This window comes from Paenibacillus taiwanensis DSM 18679, from assembly GCF_000425125.1.
In the GTDB taxonomy this organism is placed as follows: domain Bacteria; phylum Bacillota; class Bacilli; order Paenibacillales; family Paenibacillaceae; genus Paenibacillus_B; species Paenibacillus_B taiwanensis.
Window position 1 is genome coordinate 313229 of record NZ_KE384309.1, and the last position, 18016, is coordinate 331244.

An 18016-nucleotide genomic window follows, 5' to 3' on the forward strand; every position below is an offset into this window, starting at 1 on the left:
TGAGGAGGAATTACGAATGACTAAAGTATATCGTATCGCAATTATTGGCTGTGGCGGCATTGCCAACGGCAAACATATGCCATCACTGGCAAAGCAGTCGAATGCTGAAATGGTAGCCTTTTGTGACGTTGTGGAAGAGCGTGCTGTTGAGGCAAAAGCGAAGTACGGCAAGGAAGATGCTAAAGTATACACCGACTATAAGGAAGTGTTAGCAGATAAGTCGATTGATATCATTCATGTATGTACACCAAATGACTCTCATGCAGAAATTACGATTGCTGCGTTAGAAAGCGACAAGCACGTCATGTGTGAAAAACCGATGGCTAAAACAGCGGCTGACGCCCGCCGTATGGTAGAGGCAGCAAAACGTACAGGGAAGAAGCTGACGATTGGTTACAACAATCGTTTCCGTGCAGATAGCCAATACCTGAAAAAAGTATGTGAAGACGGAACTTTAGGCGAGGTGTATTATGCGAAAGCACATGCGATTCGCCGTCGTGCTGTCCCGACATGGGGGGTATTTCTGGACGAAGAGAAGCAAGGTGGAGGTCCGCTTATCGATATTGGCACACACGCACTCGATTTGACGCTGTGGATGATGGACAACTATGAGCCTAAGGTTGTATTAGGCACTTCGTATCATAAGCTGGGCCAGAAGGAGAACGCAGCGAACGCATGGGGACCGTGGGACCCAGAAAAGTTTAAGGTGGAGGATTCTGCCTTTGGTATGATCGTCATGAAAAATGGTGCAACGATTATGCTTGAATCCAGTTGGGCGCTAAATACGACACAAGTAGGGGAAGCCAAATGTACGCTCAGCGGAACGGAAGGCGGCGCAGACATGTGGAATGGCCTTTCCATTAACGGGGAGAAGCACTCTCGTTTATATGAGCAAAAGATTGAGTTGGATTCTGGCGGTGTAGCTTTCTATGACGGCGAGACGGAGAAAGATACGGATTTGGAAATGCGTATGTGGCTAGAGGCTATAGCTCAAGATAAAGACCCTGTAGTGACGCCTGAGCAGGCTTGTGTGGTATCGGAGCTGTTGGAGGCCATTTATGAGTCGGCGCGCACAGGAAAAGCGGTTTATTTCGAATAACACGATAAGGATTATAAAAGGCAAAGTCTGTGTGTTACAAACAGAAGGCAATGTAACTATAAATCGTAATTGCAAGGGGGATGTAACATGAAATTAGGTGTATTTTTAGTTTTATATGGACAATTATCGCTTGAAGAAGCACTCGATACGGTAGCCGCTAAAGGGGTAGAAGCTGTAGAGATTGGCACAGGCGGCTATCCAGGCAACAAACATTGCAATCCGCATGAGCTGTTGGCTGACGCTGCGAAGCTGGAAGCTTTTCGCACTGCGGTGAATTCTCGCGGGCTAACGATTAGTGCGCTTAGCTGTCATGGCAACCCGCTCCACCCGCAGAAAGATATCGCCAAGTCGTTCCATGATGATTTTATGGCGACACTAGACTTGGCAGCTGAGCTGGGAGTGCCCGTCGTAAACGGCTTCTCCGGCTGCCCTGGCGATCACGAGGATGCCAAGTATCCGAACTGGCCCGTTGCACCTTGGCCACATGATTTTAAGGAAGTGCTTGATTGGCAGTGGTCTCAGAAAGTGATTCCTTATTGGAAGGAAGTTGGACAGTATGCCGAAGCGCGGGGCATTAAAATTGGCCTCGAATTGCATGGTGGCTTCTCTGTTCATTCTCCTGGAACGCTTCTTCGCTTGCGTGAAGCAGTAGGGGACGTTATCGGTGCTAATCTGGACCCGAGCCACATGTGGTGGCAAGGTATTGATCCGGTGCAAGCGATTCGTATTCTGGGACGCGAGCAGGCGATCCATCACTTCCATGCAAAGGATACGACGATTGATCCGGTTAACGTGAACATGCACGGGATTACCGATATGCAGCCGTATACCAACATGCTCGATCGTGCATGGCAGTTCCGTACGGTAGGCTACGGTCATGATGCCAAGACATGGGCAGACATTATAAGTGCGCTTCGTTTAGTTGGCTATGACTATGTCGTTAGCATTGAGCATGAGGACGGGCTGATGTCGATAGATGAAGGATTTACGAAGGCAGTTCAAGCTTTGCAGCCGATCTTGATGAAAGAGCCGTTAGGTGAGATGTGGTGGGTGTAACTGAAACCGAACTTTGGATATTAAAGGAGAGAAATCATCATGACACAACCATTAACAGTTACCGTATGGAACGAATATCGCCATGAGCATCGCAATCCGACTGTTGCCAGCATTTATCCTAAAGGTATCCACGGTGCAATCGGTGAGCCACTAGAAACGGACTATCGTGTGCAGTATGCCACGCTGGACATGCCTGAGCATGGGCTGACCGAGCAGGTGCTGCAAGAAACAGACGTGTTAATCTGGTGGGGCCATATGGCACACGGTGAAGTGAGTGACGAAGTAGTTGAGCGTGTGTATAATCGCGTGATGCACGGAATGGGCTTAATCGTATTACACTCAGGTCATTTCTCAAAAATTTTCAAAAAGCTGATGGGTACTTCATGTGATTTAAAATGGCGTGAAGCGAACGATAAGGAGCGTCTGTGGGTTGTATCTCCAGGGCATCCGATTGTAGAGGGAATTGGCGAATATTTTGAGCTTCCTGAAGAAGAAATGTACGGCGAGCATTTTGATATCCCACAGCCTGATGAGCTGGTACTTGTAAGTTGGTTCACTGGCGGAGAAGTGTTCCGCAGCGGCTGTTGTTACAAGCGGGGGATGGGCAAAGTGTTCTACTTCCGTCCAGGACACGAAACGTATCCTACGTACCACAATGAGAACGTACAGCGTATCATTCGTAATGCAGTTGAATGGACGAAGCCGTCTACACGTTCTTATCCAACGTATGGTCATGCACAGCCACTTGAGCCGTTGAACTAATCGGCCTAATATAAGTATATAACGTACGGCTCACATGTGAATAACGTGATTGAGCCGTCTTCACTATGAAGAGACGGGAAGTGACCTGACGATGACTGAACAACTTACGATAAAGCCGCTTCGTGTGGGGGTCGTATCTACAGGCGGTATATTTCGTGGCGCTCATATGCCAGCGTTTGTTGCTAATCCTTATACCGAGATTGTAGCGGTATGTGATCCTCATAAGCCATCCGCGTGTGAGGTAGCAGATGAACTAGGCCAAGTTCGTGTGTACACGGAATGGCAGGAAATGTTGGACCGTGAGGATTTGGACATCATTGATATATGTTCGCCGAACTATTTGCACGCTACTGTAGCAATCGCGGCATTGGAGCGTGGCTTCCATGTGTTCTGTGAAAAGCCGGATGCGATTACACCAGAAGAAGCGATGAACATGAAGGAAGCTGCGACACGATCAGGTAAGGTGCTGATGGTGATGCGCAACAATCGTTTTCGGCCGCGTTCCCGCTTTTTGAAGCAGTGGATTCAAGATGGCGGGGCAGGGCAGCTTTATACAGGTCGTTGCGGTTGGCTGCGGCGCAAGGGTATTCCAGGTAAAGGCGGCTGGTTTACGACGAAGTCGATGTCTGGCGGCGGCCCGCTTATTGACCTTGGCGTGCATATGATTGACTTGGCTGTATGGCTCATGGGCAATCCAAAGCCAGTTTCTGTAACAGGAGCGACATACAGCCATTTTGGTCAAACACACATCAAAGGGGAGACCCGCATAGTCGAAGGTAACACGTATGATGTTGAGGATCTGGCTACCGGCTTTATTCGTTTTGATAATGGTGCTACGCTGCAGGTGGAAGTAAGCTGGGCATCTCATATTGAGCAGGACGAGCTGTTCGTGGAGATGCGCGGGACTAAGGCTGGCTTCAGCTTAAAGAACGAGGAGTTTAAGCTGTTTACGGATATGGCGGGGGAGCCGCTAAACCAACTACCGCAAGTTCCGACGGGCGGTTGGGGACATCAAGAGAACGTGAATCACTTTGTTGATGTAATTCGTGGTGTGGCAGAGCCGGACTTTACGCCAGATCAGGGCATCGATATGATTCGGATTCTTGACGCGATGTACCGCTCCGCCAAAGAAGGACGCGAGATACGACTGGACACGAAAAACAGTTGAGCAATTAGTATAAACAAAACTTATTAGTTGTACATGCCAATAATCGATTCAACAATCTGTAAGTTCGAAATTACTGTTAGTATCCCTGTACAGCTCGAAGCTGCGTTTTGATTTGAGCAAGGGTTACACCAGCTTGGGCTTATTGATTAACATATTCAATCCAATGTTGCCTCTGCTGTCGGCGATATGGATGAAGCCCATCGATAAGGCTTCATCCATATCGCCGTATGTGCAGCACAAGGAAACAAACAAGAGCAATGCCCAATAGCGGTCAATCGCTTTCGTGGATCGAACTTGATATCGATCCCTACCGAGATGGACTTTGGCTGTCCGAAAGTAAGTTTCAATCGACCAACGCTTACTGTAATAGCTCATTATTTGCGCATTGGTTAATGCGACATCTGTGCTTAGAAATGCTTTCATATTTTGAGGGAGAGAAATCGTCACCATCTTCCCAGCAAAGAAGAACGACACCATTCTCAAGGAAATAAAGCTTGCCTTCGTATCGATAAACTCGATAATTCTTTACTCCGATGGTAACGAGATCGGTATCTGACTTCGAGATATAGGAAGCAAATTCTTTGATGGATTGTCAAATCCCTTGCGGGTAAAGGATGCGATTCGTTTTCAAGCCGCTTTATACCTTATCACCGGACCGAAGCATCGTTTCAACTACATAATGACCATAGACTTGCTTACCTTTGAAATGGGAATGGTGATACGACGATCCTTGGACGGATAGGCGTGCCCGTGACGAAGGCTTTGTTTTCTCACATACCGTATCATCTATGATGACAAATATCGGACTTTGGTTCTGTTTGGCATGCCATCTCACTTTTTAATAAATAGATGATCTATAAAAAAGAATAGCACAGCACCAATAATTGCAAACCCTCCAAAAGATGAATCCCAAATGAGAATAATAGCCGCTCCTGCAAAATGGACAAAAAATGATACTAACAATTGGTATTTATTGATTTGTTTAGTAATAATGTCTGCTGCAATCGAGAATAGGATACCGTAGATAAAAATAATCGGGGGAACATATAGAAGGAAAATATACATTGATCTTAAAAAATCATTTGTAAATAATGACATTAGAATAGACAGTATAAGAGAGGTTATAGAGGCTGATAACACTTTAGAGAAAAGGAGTCTTAGAATATTCAAGCACCCACCTTCCCGATTTAATATATAAGGATTATAACTTAATTGAATAAAAGTAGCCTATAAACAACCTTGCCCCATCTGCGATTCAGAACAACATGTGAAGCGTGATGGTCGAAACAAACCACGTCACATATTTGGTAGAATTAAGTGCTGATTTGGAAAAATACAACGGCAGTTTCCATTGTCGAAAGATATTGTTCCAATTGATTTGTTGTCCTAACGTATACGTATGAGACATTTCTTGTTCTCCTCTGCGTAGAGTCGTTGGTCGTACTTCTATTTTACACAGAGAGTCGAGGATGTCTCTTTTTGCATTTAATTACAGCGATTATTGGCAAGTACAGTTATTAACCTAAACGAGTGCGAAGCATTGCGATATGTGCAAGGCTTCTTTTTTTGTAGAACGTTTTTGCCTCCCAGGACGATATAAGCATAAACGAGATTGGCTTTGTAATCGCACAGAAGGTTCAACGATCATTCAACGCCTCTACAATGCTGGTTCAATAAAACGACAATATAAAAGGAACGTATGTTCGTATTTTATTGATTGGCGTATCACCAAGCGTTTGGACGATAACATGATAAATTGGTATTAGGAAAATCAAACGTAAACGACACACGGGTTCCACAATGGAACGATTGCGCTGAGCGCTTCTCATAGGTGTGCTTCGTATTAGGTTTGATTTTTTTTGTTCAAAAGCGAGTTCAGCAGTGGAGGTGAATCTAGTAAACGATGTGGGAGCGAAGTTATCAAGCTTTACAACGGAGGTTGGCTTCCTTGTTTCCCGAAGTTTCTGCTTGGTATGTGGGAAGTTGTCCTGAATCACCTGTACGTCCTGCTATAGCGGTGCAGCTTATGCAAGCAGAGGACGAGAGATCAGGGGCTTGGACCTTATCATCTGCTGCTTCATGGCAAATTATTTATGTGCCTGCTCTTGTAAACGGATTGCCAGATGGCATGTCGCAGCTACGGGCAGCCGAACGGATACGCAGTGATTTGTCCAGACAAAGACAACTGCGTGGAATGGATGGGGACGTGTTTGACCTCGTCTCCGTCAAAGGAGGGACTCGGGCGCACGATACATTTGTCCGAGTAACATTAACTGCGGAAGAGGAACTGCCGCAAGAACAGTACGATCAGGTGAAACAGATATTAGTACATTACAAGGAGGAATAATCGATGGGATTGCCTAGCGTAACGATTGAATTTAAGCAGAAAGCATCAGGAGCGGTAACACAAGGAGCCGCGGGGACATTGGCGCTTGTACTAAAGGATTCCAGTGTTACGGAAGCCAAGGAGTATAAGGTGTTTGGGATCGAAGAGATTCCAGCGGGGCTAAGTGTGGATAATCGCGCATATGTAGAGCAAGGATTGATGGGGCTGCCCAAGGAAGTAAAGCTAGTTGTTATTCCAGTTGCAGCAACTGACTATAATAAAGCATTTGATCTGCTGGAAACGGTGAAATTTAATGTCGTTGCTTTTCCAGGTGCAGCAGAAGCTGATGTGACGGCACTTTCTACATGGGCTAAATCGATGTTTGCCAATAAAGAGCGTCGGATTATGGCAGTGCTGCCCAATGCAGCCGCAGATCATCCGGCAGTGGTCAACCTAGCAACCGACAATATTGAAGTCGGCACAAAGAAATATACGGCAAGCCAGTACACCGCGCGGATTGCAGGCCTGATCGCTGGGCTGCCGCTAACGGTTGCACCAACCTTCCAGGTGCTGCCTGAAGTGACTAACGTACCCAAGCTGACGAAGGCGGAAGCAGATGCGGCGGTTCATGCAGGTAAGCTCATTCTTTACCATGACGGTGAGAAAGTAAAGATTGCGCGCGGCGTAACTTCGTTCCAGACGGTAACCGAGGCACTGGGTGCAGATTGGAAGAAGATTAAGGTTGTCCGTGTGTTAAATAAGACGTATCACGATATTAAAGACACCATCGAGGATCACTACATCGGTAAAGTACAAAACTCTTACATGAATAAGTTGTTGCTTATTTCTGCAATTAATGCTTATTACGAGGTATTGGAACAAGAGGGTGTACTGGATCCAGGTAAAAATAGTGTATCCGTTGATATGGCTGCACAGCGCACCTACTTAAAATCCCTTTTTGGGGCAGAAGAAGTAGCTAAAATGAAGGAGCAGGACATTAAAGAAGCAAATACGCGTGATCAGGTATTTCTAACGGCAACTCAGCGACCGCTTGATGCAATTGAAGATGTGAAGCTTGCCGTCTATTTGTAAGTTGGTTTGCAGGAGTAAATTATCTTAGCACAGTATAGCAGCACACTTATACTCAAAATGGATATGGCAACTGCTGTGGGCAGCAGAGTCAGGTGAAGATAAGGGAGGAAACTAATATGGCAACTGCATTTCATGGGGAAAAAGTAATGTCTGGTACGTTCGGGGAAGTATGGCTGGATGGAAAGCTGGTAGCTGAAGCCCTTTCAATGGAAGCCAAAATTGAGATTGAAAAGGAAGACGTTCCGTTGGCAGGCAAGTTTGCAACGGATTCTAAATTTATGGGCTACAAGGGCTCCGGTACCTTGAAGATGCATAAGGCAAATTCTCGTATGATTACTCTTCTGAGCGATCAGATCAAAAAAGGTATTAATCCACGGTTTATGATTATGTCCAAATTAAAAGATCCTGCTGCTGACGGTGGCGAAGTTATCACCATTAAAGATGCTTGCTTTAATGACTTAAGTCTAGTGAACTGGGAACTGAAGAAAAAAGGCGAGATTGAAGCACCGTTTACATTTACGGATTGGACCGTTCAGGATTTCGTAAAGGTGGATTAGTGGGAGTAGTAGTTCTGGCAACTAGCAAGATGTAGGCGGTGTACGACGTATACCGTCTTTTTATAAATGGACACAAGAAAAGGAGCTTAATTATGGGAAAATCAACGATAGATTTATTGCTTGGAATGGGAAATGGAAAACTGCATCGGCCTTTCAAAGAAGTGGAGTTAAAGCGTCTAAGTCAGGCAGCGGGAGAGCCGATTGTGTTTAAATGCCAGGCTCTAACGATGGACGAGTTTGAGGAAATTCAGGACATTTCAATGTCGATCAGTAAAAAGGGAGAACTGGAAAGCTTTAGCGCTAGTCGGGTGCAGTTGTTTACTGTTTTGCAAGGTGTCGTAGAACCGAATTTAAAGGACCCTCAACTTCTTGAAGCATACGGGGTATCCACGCCAAAGCAATTACTGGAATCCTCCAAGCTGCTCCTGCCTGGTGAAATTACTCAAATTTATAATATGATTTCTTCCTTATCCGGCTTTGGCGAAGGCTCTATGGAAGAGTTAAAAAACGACTAAGGTCGGATGGCTATGGCGAGATGCTCTATTATTATTGGAGTCGCAAAGGCATCCGGCCTTCTATTATTCAATCGATGCCTGCCGGAGAACGACACCTGATCCGAGCTTTCTATGAGATGGAGCAGGAAGATCGGGAAAAGATGGCCAAAACGGGACAGGTGTGGATTACGATGCCTGCTTTATAAGGGGGTGAATATAGGTGAGTGTCAGAAAAACGAAGCAATTTAGCAAGGATACGGCCAAGCAGTATCAAGATCTGTCAACGGCCATGATCGAATCGTTCGAGCGGGCTAGAAAACAAATAGTTTCGACTCAAAAATCAATGACAGCAGAGCTAAAAAAAATGCAAGGCAAAGAAGAAGAGGCGAAAAAACCGTTTGAAGTTTTAAAAGAAGCGGGTGTTTCGGCAATGAATGCCATATCCAAAAAAGCGACGCTTGTGACGAAAAATTTACAACAGATTTCGAAAATGGATATGGATGCCCCACCTCTTGTGCAAAATCTGTTTTATGCTTTTATGGGTATAGAGAGAGAAATGAATCCCTTACTTGCGGACGTTAAAACTAGCTTTCAAGCGGTATTCGGATCTTTGAAAATCAGCTCTGCGAGAGCAGCTTTACGAATGATCAAATCGTTCCAGTCGGTAAAAGACCATTTAGCCCTTCAAGTAGATGCGAAGAAAATTTATTTTAAAGCGGTAGTTGCGCCTTTCTTTGTGCAAACTGCCAAAGTATCAAAAGCAATTGCTCAAATATCGGTAAAGCCGATCACGATATTTTTTAAAGCAGTAGACCTTACTGCGTCTGCTATCGCTAGCATTGGCAAAGGAATTCACTCTCTCCTAAAAAATATTAAGTTTGACAAGATGCTGACAGACGGGATTGGCTTCGCCCTGAACAGTGCTTTTGACTGGGAAAGGCAAGGGATGTCCATAAATCACATCATGGCATCGAGTCAGCCGGGGAAGCCAACTGGAACCGTTCAGCAAGAAGCTGACGCCTATCTTAAAATGCTTGATAGCAATATATCTAATTCTCCGTTTGACCCTGACGACATGTTGAAGGCAGGAGCTTCTGCTTTAAAAATGTCAGCTGGAGATTCGACTCAAGCGATGGCAATGCTTAATTTGGCCAAAGATATGGTAGCCGTTAATCCGGCCAAATCACTAGAGGACGCACTAGGTGCGCTTAATGAATTAAAGATCGGCAAATCGGGCATGAAAGTCGCTTACGATATAAAAGACTATGGCTTTGAGGTCGATCCGAATCAGCTTGCAGGAGCAAATGGGGATTGGAGCAAAATAAAAGGGCAGCAGGGGATTGGACTGACCGAAATGTTTAGCGGCGGTTCTGACAAACTAGGGTCAACGGCTGGCGGGATGGTCATGGTCATTAAAAATAAGTTTAAGTCGGGCTTAGCTGGCATGGGAAATGAATTTATTAAAAATTTAGCTCCTGAGTTGCAGAAACTGATGCCGTTTATGCAGAAGACGGCTGACTTCATGACAAATATTGGCGCAGCTGCGGGAAAAGCGCTTCCCGTTGTCATGTCTCAGCTGAAACGTTTTATTGAATGGGTTACTCCTTTAATCCAGCCCGTGATCGCGATTATCCAGCAGGTCGTGGAAAAAGCGGTACAATTTATTACCCCATTGCTGCCACCGATTATAACGTTGTTCCAAAGCGTGTTTGGATGGATTCAGGAAAATATGCCTATCTTTCAAGAGGCGATTGGTGCGGTATTCGAGTTTCTACAGCCTATCATCTATACGATATTGGATACGTTTAATTCCTTATGGCAGACTTGGCAGGAAGCTTGGCCGGTTATTCAAGATATTTTATCAACGGCGTGGGGAATATTTGAACCAATCTTTAATGGAATTATTGATTTGTTTAGACTCGTTGTGTTTGTCTTTAACCAAAGCTTCCGGCCGATGCTTGAAATCTTATGGGGGCTATTAGAGCCTATTATGGATGGGATTTCAAAGATTGTGAACTGGGTGGGCGACAAGTTTGGCAATCTGATTGATTGGCTGATCGGTGGAGATCCTCCCGATTCTCCTAGTAATCCAGCTAAACCTCATGCGGCAGGCTTACATACGGTTCCGCGGGATAACTATCCAGCACTGCTGCATAAAAATGAAGCAGTGCTGACCGCACAAGAAGCAAATCAATATCGAAACGGACGTAGTGGAAGTCGTGGTATTACGATTAATTTAAACCATCCAGTGGCACGTGAAGAGGCCGATTTTGCCAAGTGGGCCCAAGTACTGCGTGCTGAACTGGAGGGTGCAGCGATTAACATGGTCTAAAAGAGGTGAAGCAGCATGATCCAATTTTGGCTGTCATTTCAAAACGGAGCCGAGCATCTTAGGCTCCCGGTTCCACCGCAGACCTTTGAAATGCAAACAGGTACGACTTTAACCTCTGTCAATATTCATAGTTTGGGCGAAGCGAACGTTATTGGCAGGAGACGATTAAAAGCGATATCACTTAGCTCGTATTTCCCAATCGTCAATGACGGTTTATGTCAGTACAGCAGCTTTCCTACACCACAGCGATGTATACGGATGATTGAGAAATGGCGCGACAGCGGCAAGCCGATACGTTTGATTATTCAAGGACAGGGATTGAACATTAATGAAGCGATGGCGATTGAAAATTTTAATTATTCACAGAAGCACGGTCCAGAAGATGTCCAATTTACACTAGATTTAAAAGAATATCGCTTCTTAACAACTGGGAGTGCTGTATCTGCTCCAAAAGGGCAAGTGAAGCAGCAGGGTCAGCCCCGTCCGAACGAGAAACAGATTCCACTTAAATATAGGGTCATGCCAGGAGATACCTGGTTTTGGATTGCTCGGAAAATATGGGGCAGCGGTGCGAAAGCTAAGTTTCTTCAGGAGCTGAATGAGCACAAGGGGATTGGGAAGAAAACGAATACGATGGTGCTGGATGACGTTTGGCTAACGACCCATGAGTGGAGAGAGATTTATTTGAAGTAAGGGGGAGGTGAATATATGAAGCTTATCCATACCTCTCGCGATGGTAAGAAGACGAATATAACAGAACTTATTACCCGCATGACTTGGAGCGGCACTTTGAGTGAAGCAGCCCGAAAGCTGGAATGGTCCGTTCTCGTATCCGATCACGATTATTATATCGCCAATGCTCCGATCGATCTTGGTGAAATGGTGACACTCTATGGGGAGGACGGCCGTGAGCTGTTTCGGGGCTACGTTTTTCGTAAAGGCAAGTCGCTTACAGGAAATGAGATCGCTTATTCCGCTTATGATGGTTTAATCTACTTGTTAAAGTCGACGATTTCAATGAAATTTGAGAAGCTGACAGCTGACAGTATTGCGAAGCTGATCTGCAAGGAATTACATGTGCAAGTTGGTGATTTGCCAGAATCGGACTTCCCTATTAGTTTTGTGCATATGGGAAAAAGTGCTTATGAGGCAATTATGATCGCCTACACGCAGCTCTCGAAAAAGACACGTAAGCTGTACATCCCCCGCATGAAAGAGGGGAAAGTGACAGTGGTGTCGTCAGGAGAGGTGATTGCAGACAGACTGCTGTCTTCTGCATCTAATTTGCTGGAAGCCCAGTTCGACGAGGATATCGAAAGTATGATTAACACTGTCCGAGTTACAGATGAAAATGGCACATTAATAAAGCAGGTTGTACAAGAAGAATGGCTCAAAAAATACGGTAAATTACAGGCTACTGTGCAGAAAGAAGAAAAGAAAGACAGTCTCACATTGGCTGAAGAGCATCAAAAAGGGATACAGAGGACAGCCTCCGCTCAAGTTTTGGGCGAACCTAAAGCATTGGACATGATCACGGGACATATGGTCATGATGAACCACGGCATTTTGGGGAGGACTGGCCTCTTTTTTGTGAGTGGTGATACGCACACCTTTGAAAGTGGGCAGCATCTCATTCAATTGGAACTGCAATTTAGTAAGATGATGGACGAACGTACAGCGGAAGCGGAGTAAGGAGGTTGGTGTATGTCGCAATGGTCCTGGTTCGTTGATTACATTCGGGAGCAGGGGGCGAAGTACAATCCGCCTTTTATGCTGGTTGGTGAAGTATTGGAACCTTCACCAAAACTGCAAATACGAGTGGAGGGAATTGTGCTCCGTGCCGAGGATTTGTGGGTGACTGAATCGCTCCTGGATAGGCATATTTCACCAGGTACACAAGTGGCCATTATGCCTATGCAAGATTCGCAGCGATTTATCGTACTAGGTAAGGTGGTGAGGCCATAATGGATTCCATATTTCCGTTTATTGATGGAGACCAGAGGCAGATCGGTAATGAAGGTACAGACCTTCCATTGTTTCAAGAATATGCTTGGAACTATGAGTGTAACGATTTTGTGATGCATAACGGTGAACCGCTGCTGTTGGCAGGTAATGATGCGTTGCGGGTGTGGATTTATAAAACGTTAAAAACGGAGCGCTACCGATATCCGGCATACAGTTGGAATTATGGCAGTGAATTTGAGGCCCTTATTGGCAGTGCATTTACTTCGATTATTCAACGGAGCGAGGCTGAACGATATATACGCGAGGCGCTGCTTGTGAATCCTTATATCGTTAGCGTTGAACAGCCAGAAGTGCTGCTTGTTGGCGATGAGCTGCGGATTAACGTTACCGTCAATACGATCTACGGGGAGGTGAATGTTGATGTATGAACAGAAGACGTGGGAGCATTTGCTAGACGAGTTGTTAGCAACGGTTCAATTACCCCATATAGCCAAGCGTGAGGGCACCTTTGTGTATGATGTATTATCACCATCAGCGCTGCAATTGGAGCAAGCTTATATCCAATTGGATCGTGTATTGGAGATCGGCTTTGCAGAAACGAGTTATGGCCGTTATCTGGACATGCGTGCGGACGAGCATGGCTTAAAGCGCAAAGCTTCAGAGGCGGCGCGCGGGATGGTCACGTTTAAGGGCAAGACGGGAGCAGTCATCCCTAAAGGTGTAACAGTAGCCACGACGGATGGCACGATGTACAGCTCGCAGGCCGCTGCGCTTGTAGCCGATACAGGAGTAGTATCAGTACCGGTCAAGGCGTTAGAAGCAGGATCCTCTGGCAATGTACCTGCGGGTATTATTAACACCATAATTACGGAACTGCCAGGCGTCCAGTCGGTATTTAACGCTGCGCCGACCTCTGGAGGGTATGATGGGGAACCAGATAGTGAACTGCTGCAACGTCTGCTTGCTAAAGTACGTAATCCGGCAACGAGCGGCAATGCGGATCATTATTTACAATGGGCGCTAGAGGTGCCTGGCATTGGAGACGCCAAGGTGTTCCCGATCTGGCAAGGGCCTGGAACGGTGAAGATCGTAGTGCTTGCTACTGATAAGCATGCTCCTGACACAGAAGTGATTGCAGAAGTACGTCAGCACATTGAGACGATGAGACCGATTGGTGCCGATGTAACCGTTGCAGGGGCAATAGAAGTGCCCGTTCATGTAGAGGTTCAAATTTCCTTGACGCCTGAAGCTGGAAGTGTGGACCAAGTACGTACCCAGATTGAGCAGGGGATGAAGGAATACTTGCATAAGCTAGCATTTAAGGACCGTGTCGTCAGAATTGCACGTATTGCCAATGTACTGCTGGATACTCTTGCTGTGTTGGATTATGACCAATTAAAGATGAATGGTGCTAACCATAATCTTGTTCTACAGGAGGATCAGGTAGCGGTACTGGGGACGGTGAAGTTGTTATGACCGGTGTGCAAAATACAAGGCTTGCTTCAAGTCCAGAATCATTACGGGACAAGCGAGCTGTCATTATAGAACAAATGCAGCAATCCATCCCTGAGTTTATGTTGGAATCACCGTTGTACAGTCAACTACTGAAAGCGGAGGCAGAGCGTTACGGCGCATTACAAGACGATATAGACGAACTGCTGCGGCAATTTTATGTAGATACTGCTACATATGGATTGGACTTGTGGGAACGATTTTGTGGTATTCCTGCAAGCACAGCCAAACCGATCAACCAACGGCGTGCGGTCATAAAGTCGAAGTTGCGGGGCATCGGTACAGTCACAGCAGGCGTCATCAAAAACGTAGCAGAATCGTATTCCAACGGCGAAGTAAGCATTCGTGAGCTGGCTCATGAGTACAAGCTAATCGTTACTTTTATCGGGAAAATGGGGATTCCGCCCAATCTGGCGGATCTACAGGCCAGTTTGCGAGCGCTCATTCCTGCGCACTTGGACATCGAATATGAATTTACTTATTTAACATGGGGGAACTTGGATCATCTGCAATTAAACTGGAACGATTTCGATGATCTTCAACTGGATTGGGACCAAACCGAAGTGTTGGATCATCGTCAGCCTATCGTTAGGTCTAGTGTCGGATTGACGATGGGGGAACCTTGATACAATTATGCAACGCCCTAACTTGGTAGTTAGGGCAGTGGACAATTGCTCAAGCGAGGGCATTCATCAGAATAGGGACAAGTCAGTACAAAATTGGAACTGCTTATCGGATGCTGCCCTTGCCTTGAATGTATGAATGTATGCTAGGTGTATTTGTCTGAAGTGCTATGGAATATTTCATTAAAAAAGAAGTGAAGGAGGGATCGCGATGCCATTTACATTCCCTGTGGATGCCAACAACAAGGCGGGGGCTGTCAAGTCTATAGGTGCCAACGGATTTACAGTCCCCTCGCAGTCTACCGGATACGAAACCAAGGAAGTTAAACGAATGAAGTTGGAGGCAAGAGTGAACACGCGACTAACTTTTACGGGGACGTGTGAAGTGTTTGATATTCACAACTTTGGAGTAGGGGATATTTTCGTCAACATCGGTGCCGCTGCAACGGTTGATGGAGCGGATAGCATCATGGTACCCGAAGGGATGGGCTATTCGTTGAACGTACGTGCGACGGAACTGCACATCATATCAGACCGAACACCTAAGATTCAAGTTGTGGGGGTGAGATAGGATGGGCTTGTATCCGTTGCAGGGCGGAACTCCATTGGTGGAAAAGCCGCCTGTGTCGTTGGAACTGAAGCCAGGCGTTCAGGTGGTGGAGGCGGAGGAGGATTCTTTGTTTAAGTTGTCGGGCATTCAAGGCCGGACATTAATTAATTTGTTGGGGAATAAAGGGGCTTGTGAAGCAATTACCGAATGGATACCTTGGCAAACAATCTGTACGGTCGAATCAGCTTCATTTAAGGTCTCTCTACCAAGTGACGCAAATGGAGATATTAGTACAATTGTTCCTTTAGAAGTGGATAAATACTATGTACTTGTTGGTGATGTGAAAAATGGGAATGCGGAATTTATACGCCTTCAGACGCAAATCCAAACTGAGCTAGGTTCAGAATGGTTTGCAGTAGATGCTACAAGTACCCAAGATTTTCAGACGGTGTATTCTGCATTTCATACAATGGGGAAGAAGAAGATCAATTTCAGTGGTGTTCACGTAACTGTATATGGGGCAAAAAGTGGTATGCACGGATATGTAGATCACATTCGAATCTATGAGATAAACTCGGACCAGTATCAGTTTGTTACTGAAAATAAGCTGCAATCTGAAGAGATTAGTCGATTGTATCCATTTGTAAATGGAATGATGAATGTCCTTAATCCGTACCAGAAAGTTATAAGCGGCAATATGTGCCCTTCCTTTGTTGATTGGTCTCGTGGATTGGAGAACAGAGTTATAAGCCCCTATACATTACATATCACATCCACTTTAAAAAGTATTTTTTCTGTAAGTCCACTTATTCGTGTCCGAGCCGGCCAGGTATTCCATTTTAGTTGTACTGTAACAGGGGATGGCCAATTAGCATATCAAACATACAATTGTAAAAAACAAGTGCTGAATAGTTATCAATTGGGCCGTGGAACGGGTACATCACGAGATGAAGTAATTGGCGGCACTTTAACTGTAACTGAGGGTACTCATTATATAGCAGTTAGAGTGGGAAAAGACGTTGCAGCATCATCGAATAAAATTGAATTCATGAATCCAATGCTATCGTATGGTTCGTTTGCAAGTACATTTTGTCCACAGCATCAAAGTATTTGGGCTGCTGAGTGTAGTCTGGCTTCCTATCCAGTAGATGGGAGTAGCCCGGATGAGTTATATATAGGAAATGATGGAAAACCATACGTGATCGAACATTGGAAAAAAATAGTTTTCGATCAAGCTCTCAGTTGGTTCACATCTGTTAGTAAGACAGGGTATAAAGAAATAGGAACAGCGCTTAATATTGGATATAGGCCAACTCATGCATATTTAAATAGACCTGACGGATTACTACTATCTTATACGCCATCAGCACAAGAAGCAGTAAATTGTTTTGATATAGCGGGAAACGGGGTGTATTTAAATTTAACAATTCCTAACTCGCTGAGTGGTTGGGGAGATAATTATAGTAACCCATCTAAAGATGAGATTATGGCATGCCTGCTGGGCTATAAGATGTATGTAGCAGGTGGCAGCGCTAATATTGATTTTAATGGGGTTGGTACAAAGGCTTGGGCATACCATAGAACTGATGGAGAGTGGCAAGACGTTGGAGTAAATGTTCCTACTGTTCCCGCGCCAGAATGGACATTTTTCCAGTTACAGTATGCTAAATCCAGTCCTACTGTAGAACAGATAAATTGTTATGAACTCGGAAGTAAGCTTATGAAGGGAACAAATCTTGTTGAGATTGGTTCTGGAATTGTAATTAGAGAAAAAGTAAGTCCTGCTTATAACTCGGCATTAAGAACTTATGGAATCAATGCTCCAGTTGCATATGGGATTGACAGCATTCTAAAGTATAAGTCCAATAATATTGAAGGGATTTACAGGAATGATAGCAATGATAAGAACTGGTTCATAATTCAGGACATAACACAAAGTTACGGAGAGAGCTACGCTGACATTTACGAATATCATTTCGATCATAATGCAGAATATCGTGCCACATATCTGATGACGAATCCAACTTTATCCTCGGTTTTCAGAGGAAGTCTAGTAACTAATCTCCACGGTTCTGTTTCGAGGGCAAATGAATGGCTGAGTAGAGTTGAAAAGCGTTTAAGTATACTTGAGAACAATCAGTCAGTAAGAGAAGCCCCTCACTGGATTGTCCCCACATTAATAAATGGTTGGCTCGCGTACAATGTAAATATTTACGGGGCTCCTAGCTATTTTAAAGATTGTAATGGAATAATTCGTATGAAGGGTGCTGTTAAATCAGGAGCATTTGGAGAGTTATTCCGCTTGCCTAAGGGGTATAGGCCCAAAAATACAATTACCATCATTCTTTTGTCAAGTAACGGTGTGAGTGATGTAGTATCAGGCATTGATATATCTGCTGAGGGAAAAGTTTCGATAAATCGAGGTGCTAGCACATTTATTAGTTTGAATGGAGTTTCCTTTTTAACAGAACAATGATGGA

20 protein-coding genes are annotated in these 18016 nt (G+C 45.0%); 18 read left to right on the forward strand and 2 right to left on the reverse strand.

The genetic code is table 11. The features are described 5' to 3' along the window. The first annotated feature begins 16 nt into the window (after positions 1-16). The 4 genes from H509_RS0122345 to H509_RS0122360 all read left to right on the forward strand — a co-directional run bounded on the left by H509_RS0122345 (position 17) and on the right by H509_RS0122360 (position 4085). Entirely contained in the window at positions 17-1099 is a 1083-nt protein-coding gene (locus H509_RS0122345; RefSeq protein WP_028547030.1) for a Gfo/Idh/MocA family protein, read from the forward strand. Between the two features lie 87 nt (positions 1100-1186). Further along, positions 1187-2155, forward strand: coding sequence for a sugar phosphate isomerase/epimerase family protein (locus H509_RS0122350; protein WP_028547031.1), 969 nt, complete (start codon positions 1187-1189; stop codon positions 2153-2155). 39 nt (positions 2156-2194) lie between these two features. Continuing rightward, entirely contained in the window at positions 2195-2917 is a 723-nt protein-coding gene (locus H509_RS0122355; RefSeq protein WP_028547032.1) for a ThuA domain-containing protein, read from the forward strand. A 91-nt stretch (positions 2918-3008) separates the two neighbouring features. Further along, positions 3009-4085 carry a Gfo/Idh/MocA family protein gene (locus H509_RS0122360; protein WP_028547033.1) on the forward strand — a complete coding sequence of 359 codons (1077 nt, stop codon included), beginning with the start codon at positions 3009-3011 and terminating at the stop codon, positions 4083-4085. A gap of 123 nt (positions 4086-4208) precedes the next feature. On the opposite strand, the gene H509_RS27870 is transcribed toward H509_RS0122360, so the two are convergent. Continuing rightward, a complete protein-coding gene (locus tag H509_RS27870) occupies positions 4209-4508 on the reverse strand; it encodes a transposase (RefSeq protein WP_028547034.1) in 300 nt (99 codons plus the stop codon). Between the two features lie 832 nt (positions 4509-5340). Continuing rightward, complete coding sequence (locus H509_RS28265; RefSeq protein WP_157277899.1) at positions 5341-5493, reverse strand: hypothetical protein; 153 nt, start codon at positions 5491-5493, stop codon at positions 5341-5343. Between the two features lie 540 nt (positions 5494-6033). On the opposite strand from H509_RS28265, the gene H509_RS0122380 reads away from it, so the two are divergent. The 14 genes from H509_RS0122380 (at position 6034) to H509_RS0122445 (ending at position 18012) form a co-directional block, all read left to right on the forward strand. Beyond that, a complete protein-coding gene (locus H509_RS0122380; protein WP_157277901.1) occupies positions 6034-6432 on the forward strand; it encodes a hypothetical protein in 399 nt (132 codons plus the stop codon). Between the two features lie 3 nt (positions 6433-6435). Beyond that, positions 6436-7503, forward strand: coding sequence for a phage tail sheath subtilisin-like domain-containing protein (locus tag H509_RS0122385; RefSeq protein ID WP_028547037.1), 1068 nt, complete (start codon positions 6436-6438; stop codon positions 7501-7503). Positions 7504-7619: 116 nt separating this feature from the next. Continuing rightward, positions 7620-8060: a phage tail tube protein gene (locus H509_RS0122390; protein WP_028547038.1), complete on the forward strand. Its 441-nt coding sequence runs from the start codon at positions 7620-7622 to the stop codon at positions 8058-8060. Positions 8061-8152: 92 nt separating this feature from the next. Further along, positions 8153-8575: a phage tail assembly chaperone gene (locus H509_RS0122395; protein WP_036698602.1), complete on the forward strand. Its 423-nt coding sequence runs from the start codon at positions 8153-8155 to the stop codon at positions 8573-8575. 20 nt (positions 8576-8595) lie between these two features. Further along, positions 8596-8760 (forward strand): hypothetical protein, encoded by a 165-nt coding sequence (locus tag H509_RS28085; RefSeq protein WP_169450994.1) that lies wholly within the window; start codon positions 8596-8598, stop codon positions 8758-8760. Between the two features lie 14 nt (positions 8761-8774). Further along, positions 8775-10886, forward strand: coding sequence for a phage tail protein (locus H509_RS0122405; RefSeq protein ID WP_028547040.1), 2112 nt, complete (start codon positions 8775-8777; stop codon positions 10884-10886). A gap of 15 nt (positions 10887-10901) precedes the next feature. Continuing rightward, positions 10902-11579, forward strand: a complete 678-nt coding sequence (locus H509_RS26965) for a phage baseplate protein (RefSeq protein WP_051287525.1) — start codon at positions 10902-10904, stop codon at positions 11577-11579. A 15-nt stretch (positions 11580-11594) separates the two neighbouring features. Next, a complete protein-coding gene (locus tag H509_RS0122415) occupies positions 11595-12578 on the forward strand; it encodes an XkdQ/YqbQ family protein (protein ID WP_028547041.1) in 984 nt (327 codons plus the stop codon). Positions 12579-12590: 12 nt separating this feature from the next. Beyond that, positions 12591-12851, forward strand: a complete 261-nt coding sequence (locus H509_RS0122420) for a DUF2577 family protein (protein ID WP_028547042.1) — start codon at positions 12591-12593, stop codon at positions 12849-12851. Next, on the forward strand, positions 12851-13279 hold the full coding sequence (locus H509_RS0122425; RefSeq protein ID WP_028547043.1) for a DUF2634 domain-containing protein: 429 nt from the start codon (positions 12851-12853) through the stop codon (positions 13277-13279). Before H509_RS0122420 ends, H509_RS0122425 begins: the two co-directional genes overlap by 1 nt. Then, positions 13272-14327, forward strand: a complete 1056-nt coding sequence (locus H509_RS0122430; RefSeq protein WP_028547044.1) for a baseplate J/gp47 family protein — start codon at positions 13272-13274, stop codon at positions 14325-14327. Before H509_RS0122425 ends, H509_RS0122430 begins: the two co-directional genes overlap by 8 nt. Beyond that, positions 14324-14989 (forward strand): putative phage tail protein, encoded by a 666-nt coding sequence (locus H509_RS26365; RefSeq protein ID WP_051287526.1) that lies wholly within the window; start codon positions 14324-14326, stop codon positions 14987-14989. Before H509_RS0122430 ends, H509_RS26365 begins: the two co-directional genes overlap by 4 nt. Positions 14990-15197: 208 nt before the next feature. Then, on the forward strand, positions 15198-15557 hold the full coding sequence (locus H509_RS0122440) for a hypothetical protein (protein ID WP_028547045.1): 360 nt from the start codon (positions 15198-15200) through the stop codon (positions 15555-15557). Position 15558: 1 nt separating this feature from the next. Next, a complete protein-coding gene (locus H509_RS0122445; RefSeq protein ID WP_028547046.1) occupies positions 15559-18012 on the forward strand; it encodes a hypothetical protein in 2454 nt (817 codons plus the stop codon). Positions 18013-18016 lie beyond the last annotated feature (4 nt).

Coding starts and splice junctions, on each gene's coding strand:
- H509_RS0122345 (WP_028547030.1), top strand. CDS start 17: ATGACTAAAGTATATCGTATCGCAATTATTGGCTGTGGCGGCATTGCC.
- H509_RS0122350 (WP_028547031.1), top strand. CDS start 1,187: ATGAAATTAGGTGTATTTTTAGTTTTATATGGACAATTATCGCTTGAA.
- H509_RS0122355 (WP_028547032.1), top strand. CDS start 2,195: ATGACACAACCATTAACAGTTACCGTATGGAACGAATATCGCCATGAG.
- H509_RS0122360 (WP_028547033.1), top strand. CDS start 3,009: ATGACTGAACAACTTACGATAAAGCCGCTTCGTGTGGGGGTCGTATCT.
- H509_RS27870 (WP_028547034.1), bottom strand. CDS start 4,508: ATGAAAGCATTTCTAAGCACAGATGTCGCATTAACCAATGCGCAAATA.
- H509_RS28265 (WP_157277899.1), bottom strand. CDS start 5,493: ATGTCTCATACGTATACGTTAGGACAACAAATCAATTGGAACAATATC.
- H509_RS0122385 (WP_028547037.1), top strand. CDS start 6,436: ATGGGATTGCCTAGCGTAACGATTGAATTTAAGCAGAAAGCATCAGGA.
- H509_RS0122390 (WP_028547038.1), top strand. CDS start 7,620: ATGGCAACTGCATTTCATGGGGAAAAAGTAATGTCTGGTACGTTCGGG.
- H509_RS0122395 (WP_036698602.1), top strand. CDS start 8,153: ATGGGAAAATCAACGATAGATTTATTGCTTGGAATGGGAAATGGAAAA.
- H509_RS28085 (WP_169450994.1), top strand. CDS start 8,596: ATGCTCTATTATTATTGGAGTCGCAAAGGCATCCGGCCTTCTATTATT.
- H509_RS26965 (WP_051287525.1), top strand. CDS start 10,902: ATGATCCAATTTTGGCTGTCATTTCAAAACGGAGCCGAGCATCTTAGG.
- H509_RS0122415 (WP_028547041.1), top strand. CDS start 11,595: ATGAAGCTTATCCATACCTCTCGCGATGGTAAGAAGACGAATATAACA.
- H509_RS0122420 (WP_028547042.1), top strand. CDS start 12,591: ATGTCGCAATGGTCCTGGTTCGTTGATTACATTCGGGAGCAGGGGGCG.
- H509_RS0122425 (WP_028547043.1), top strand. CDS start 12,851: ATGGATTCCATATTTCCGTTTATTGATGGAGACCAGAGGCAGATCGGT.
- H509_RS0122430 (WP_028547044.1), top strand. CDS start 13,272: ATGTATGAACAGAAGACGTGGGAGCATTTGCTAGACGAGTTGTTAGCA.
- H509_RS26365 (WP_051287526.1), top strand. CDS start 14,324: ATGACCGGTGTGCAAAATACAAGGCTTGCTTCAAGTCCAGAATCATTA.
- H509_RS0122440 (WP_028547045.1), top strand. CDS start 15,198: ATGCCATTTACATTCCCTGTGGATGCCAACAACAAGGCGGGGGCTGTC.
- H509_RS0122445 (WP_028547046.1), top strand. CDS start 15,559: ATGGGCTTGTATCCGTTGCAGGGCGGAACTCCATTGGTGGAAAAGCCG.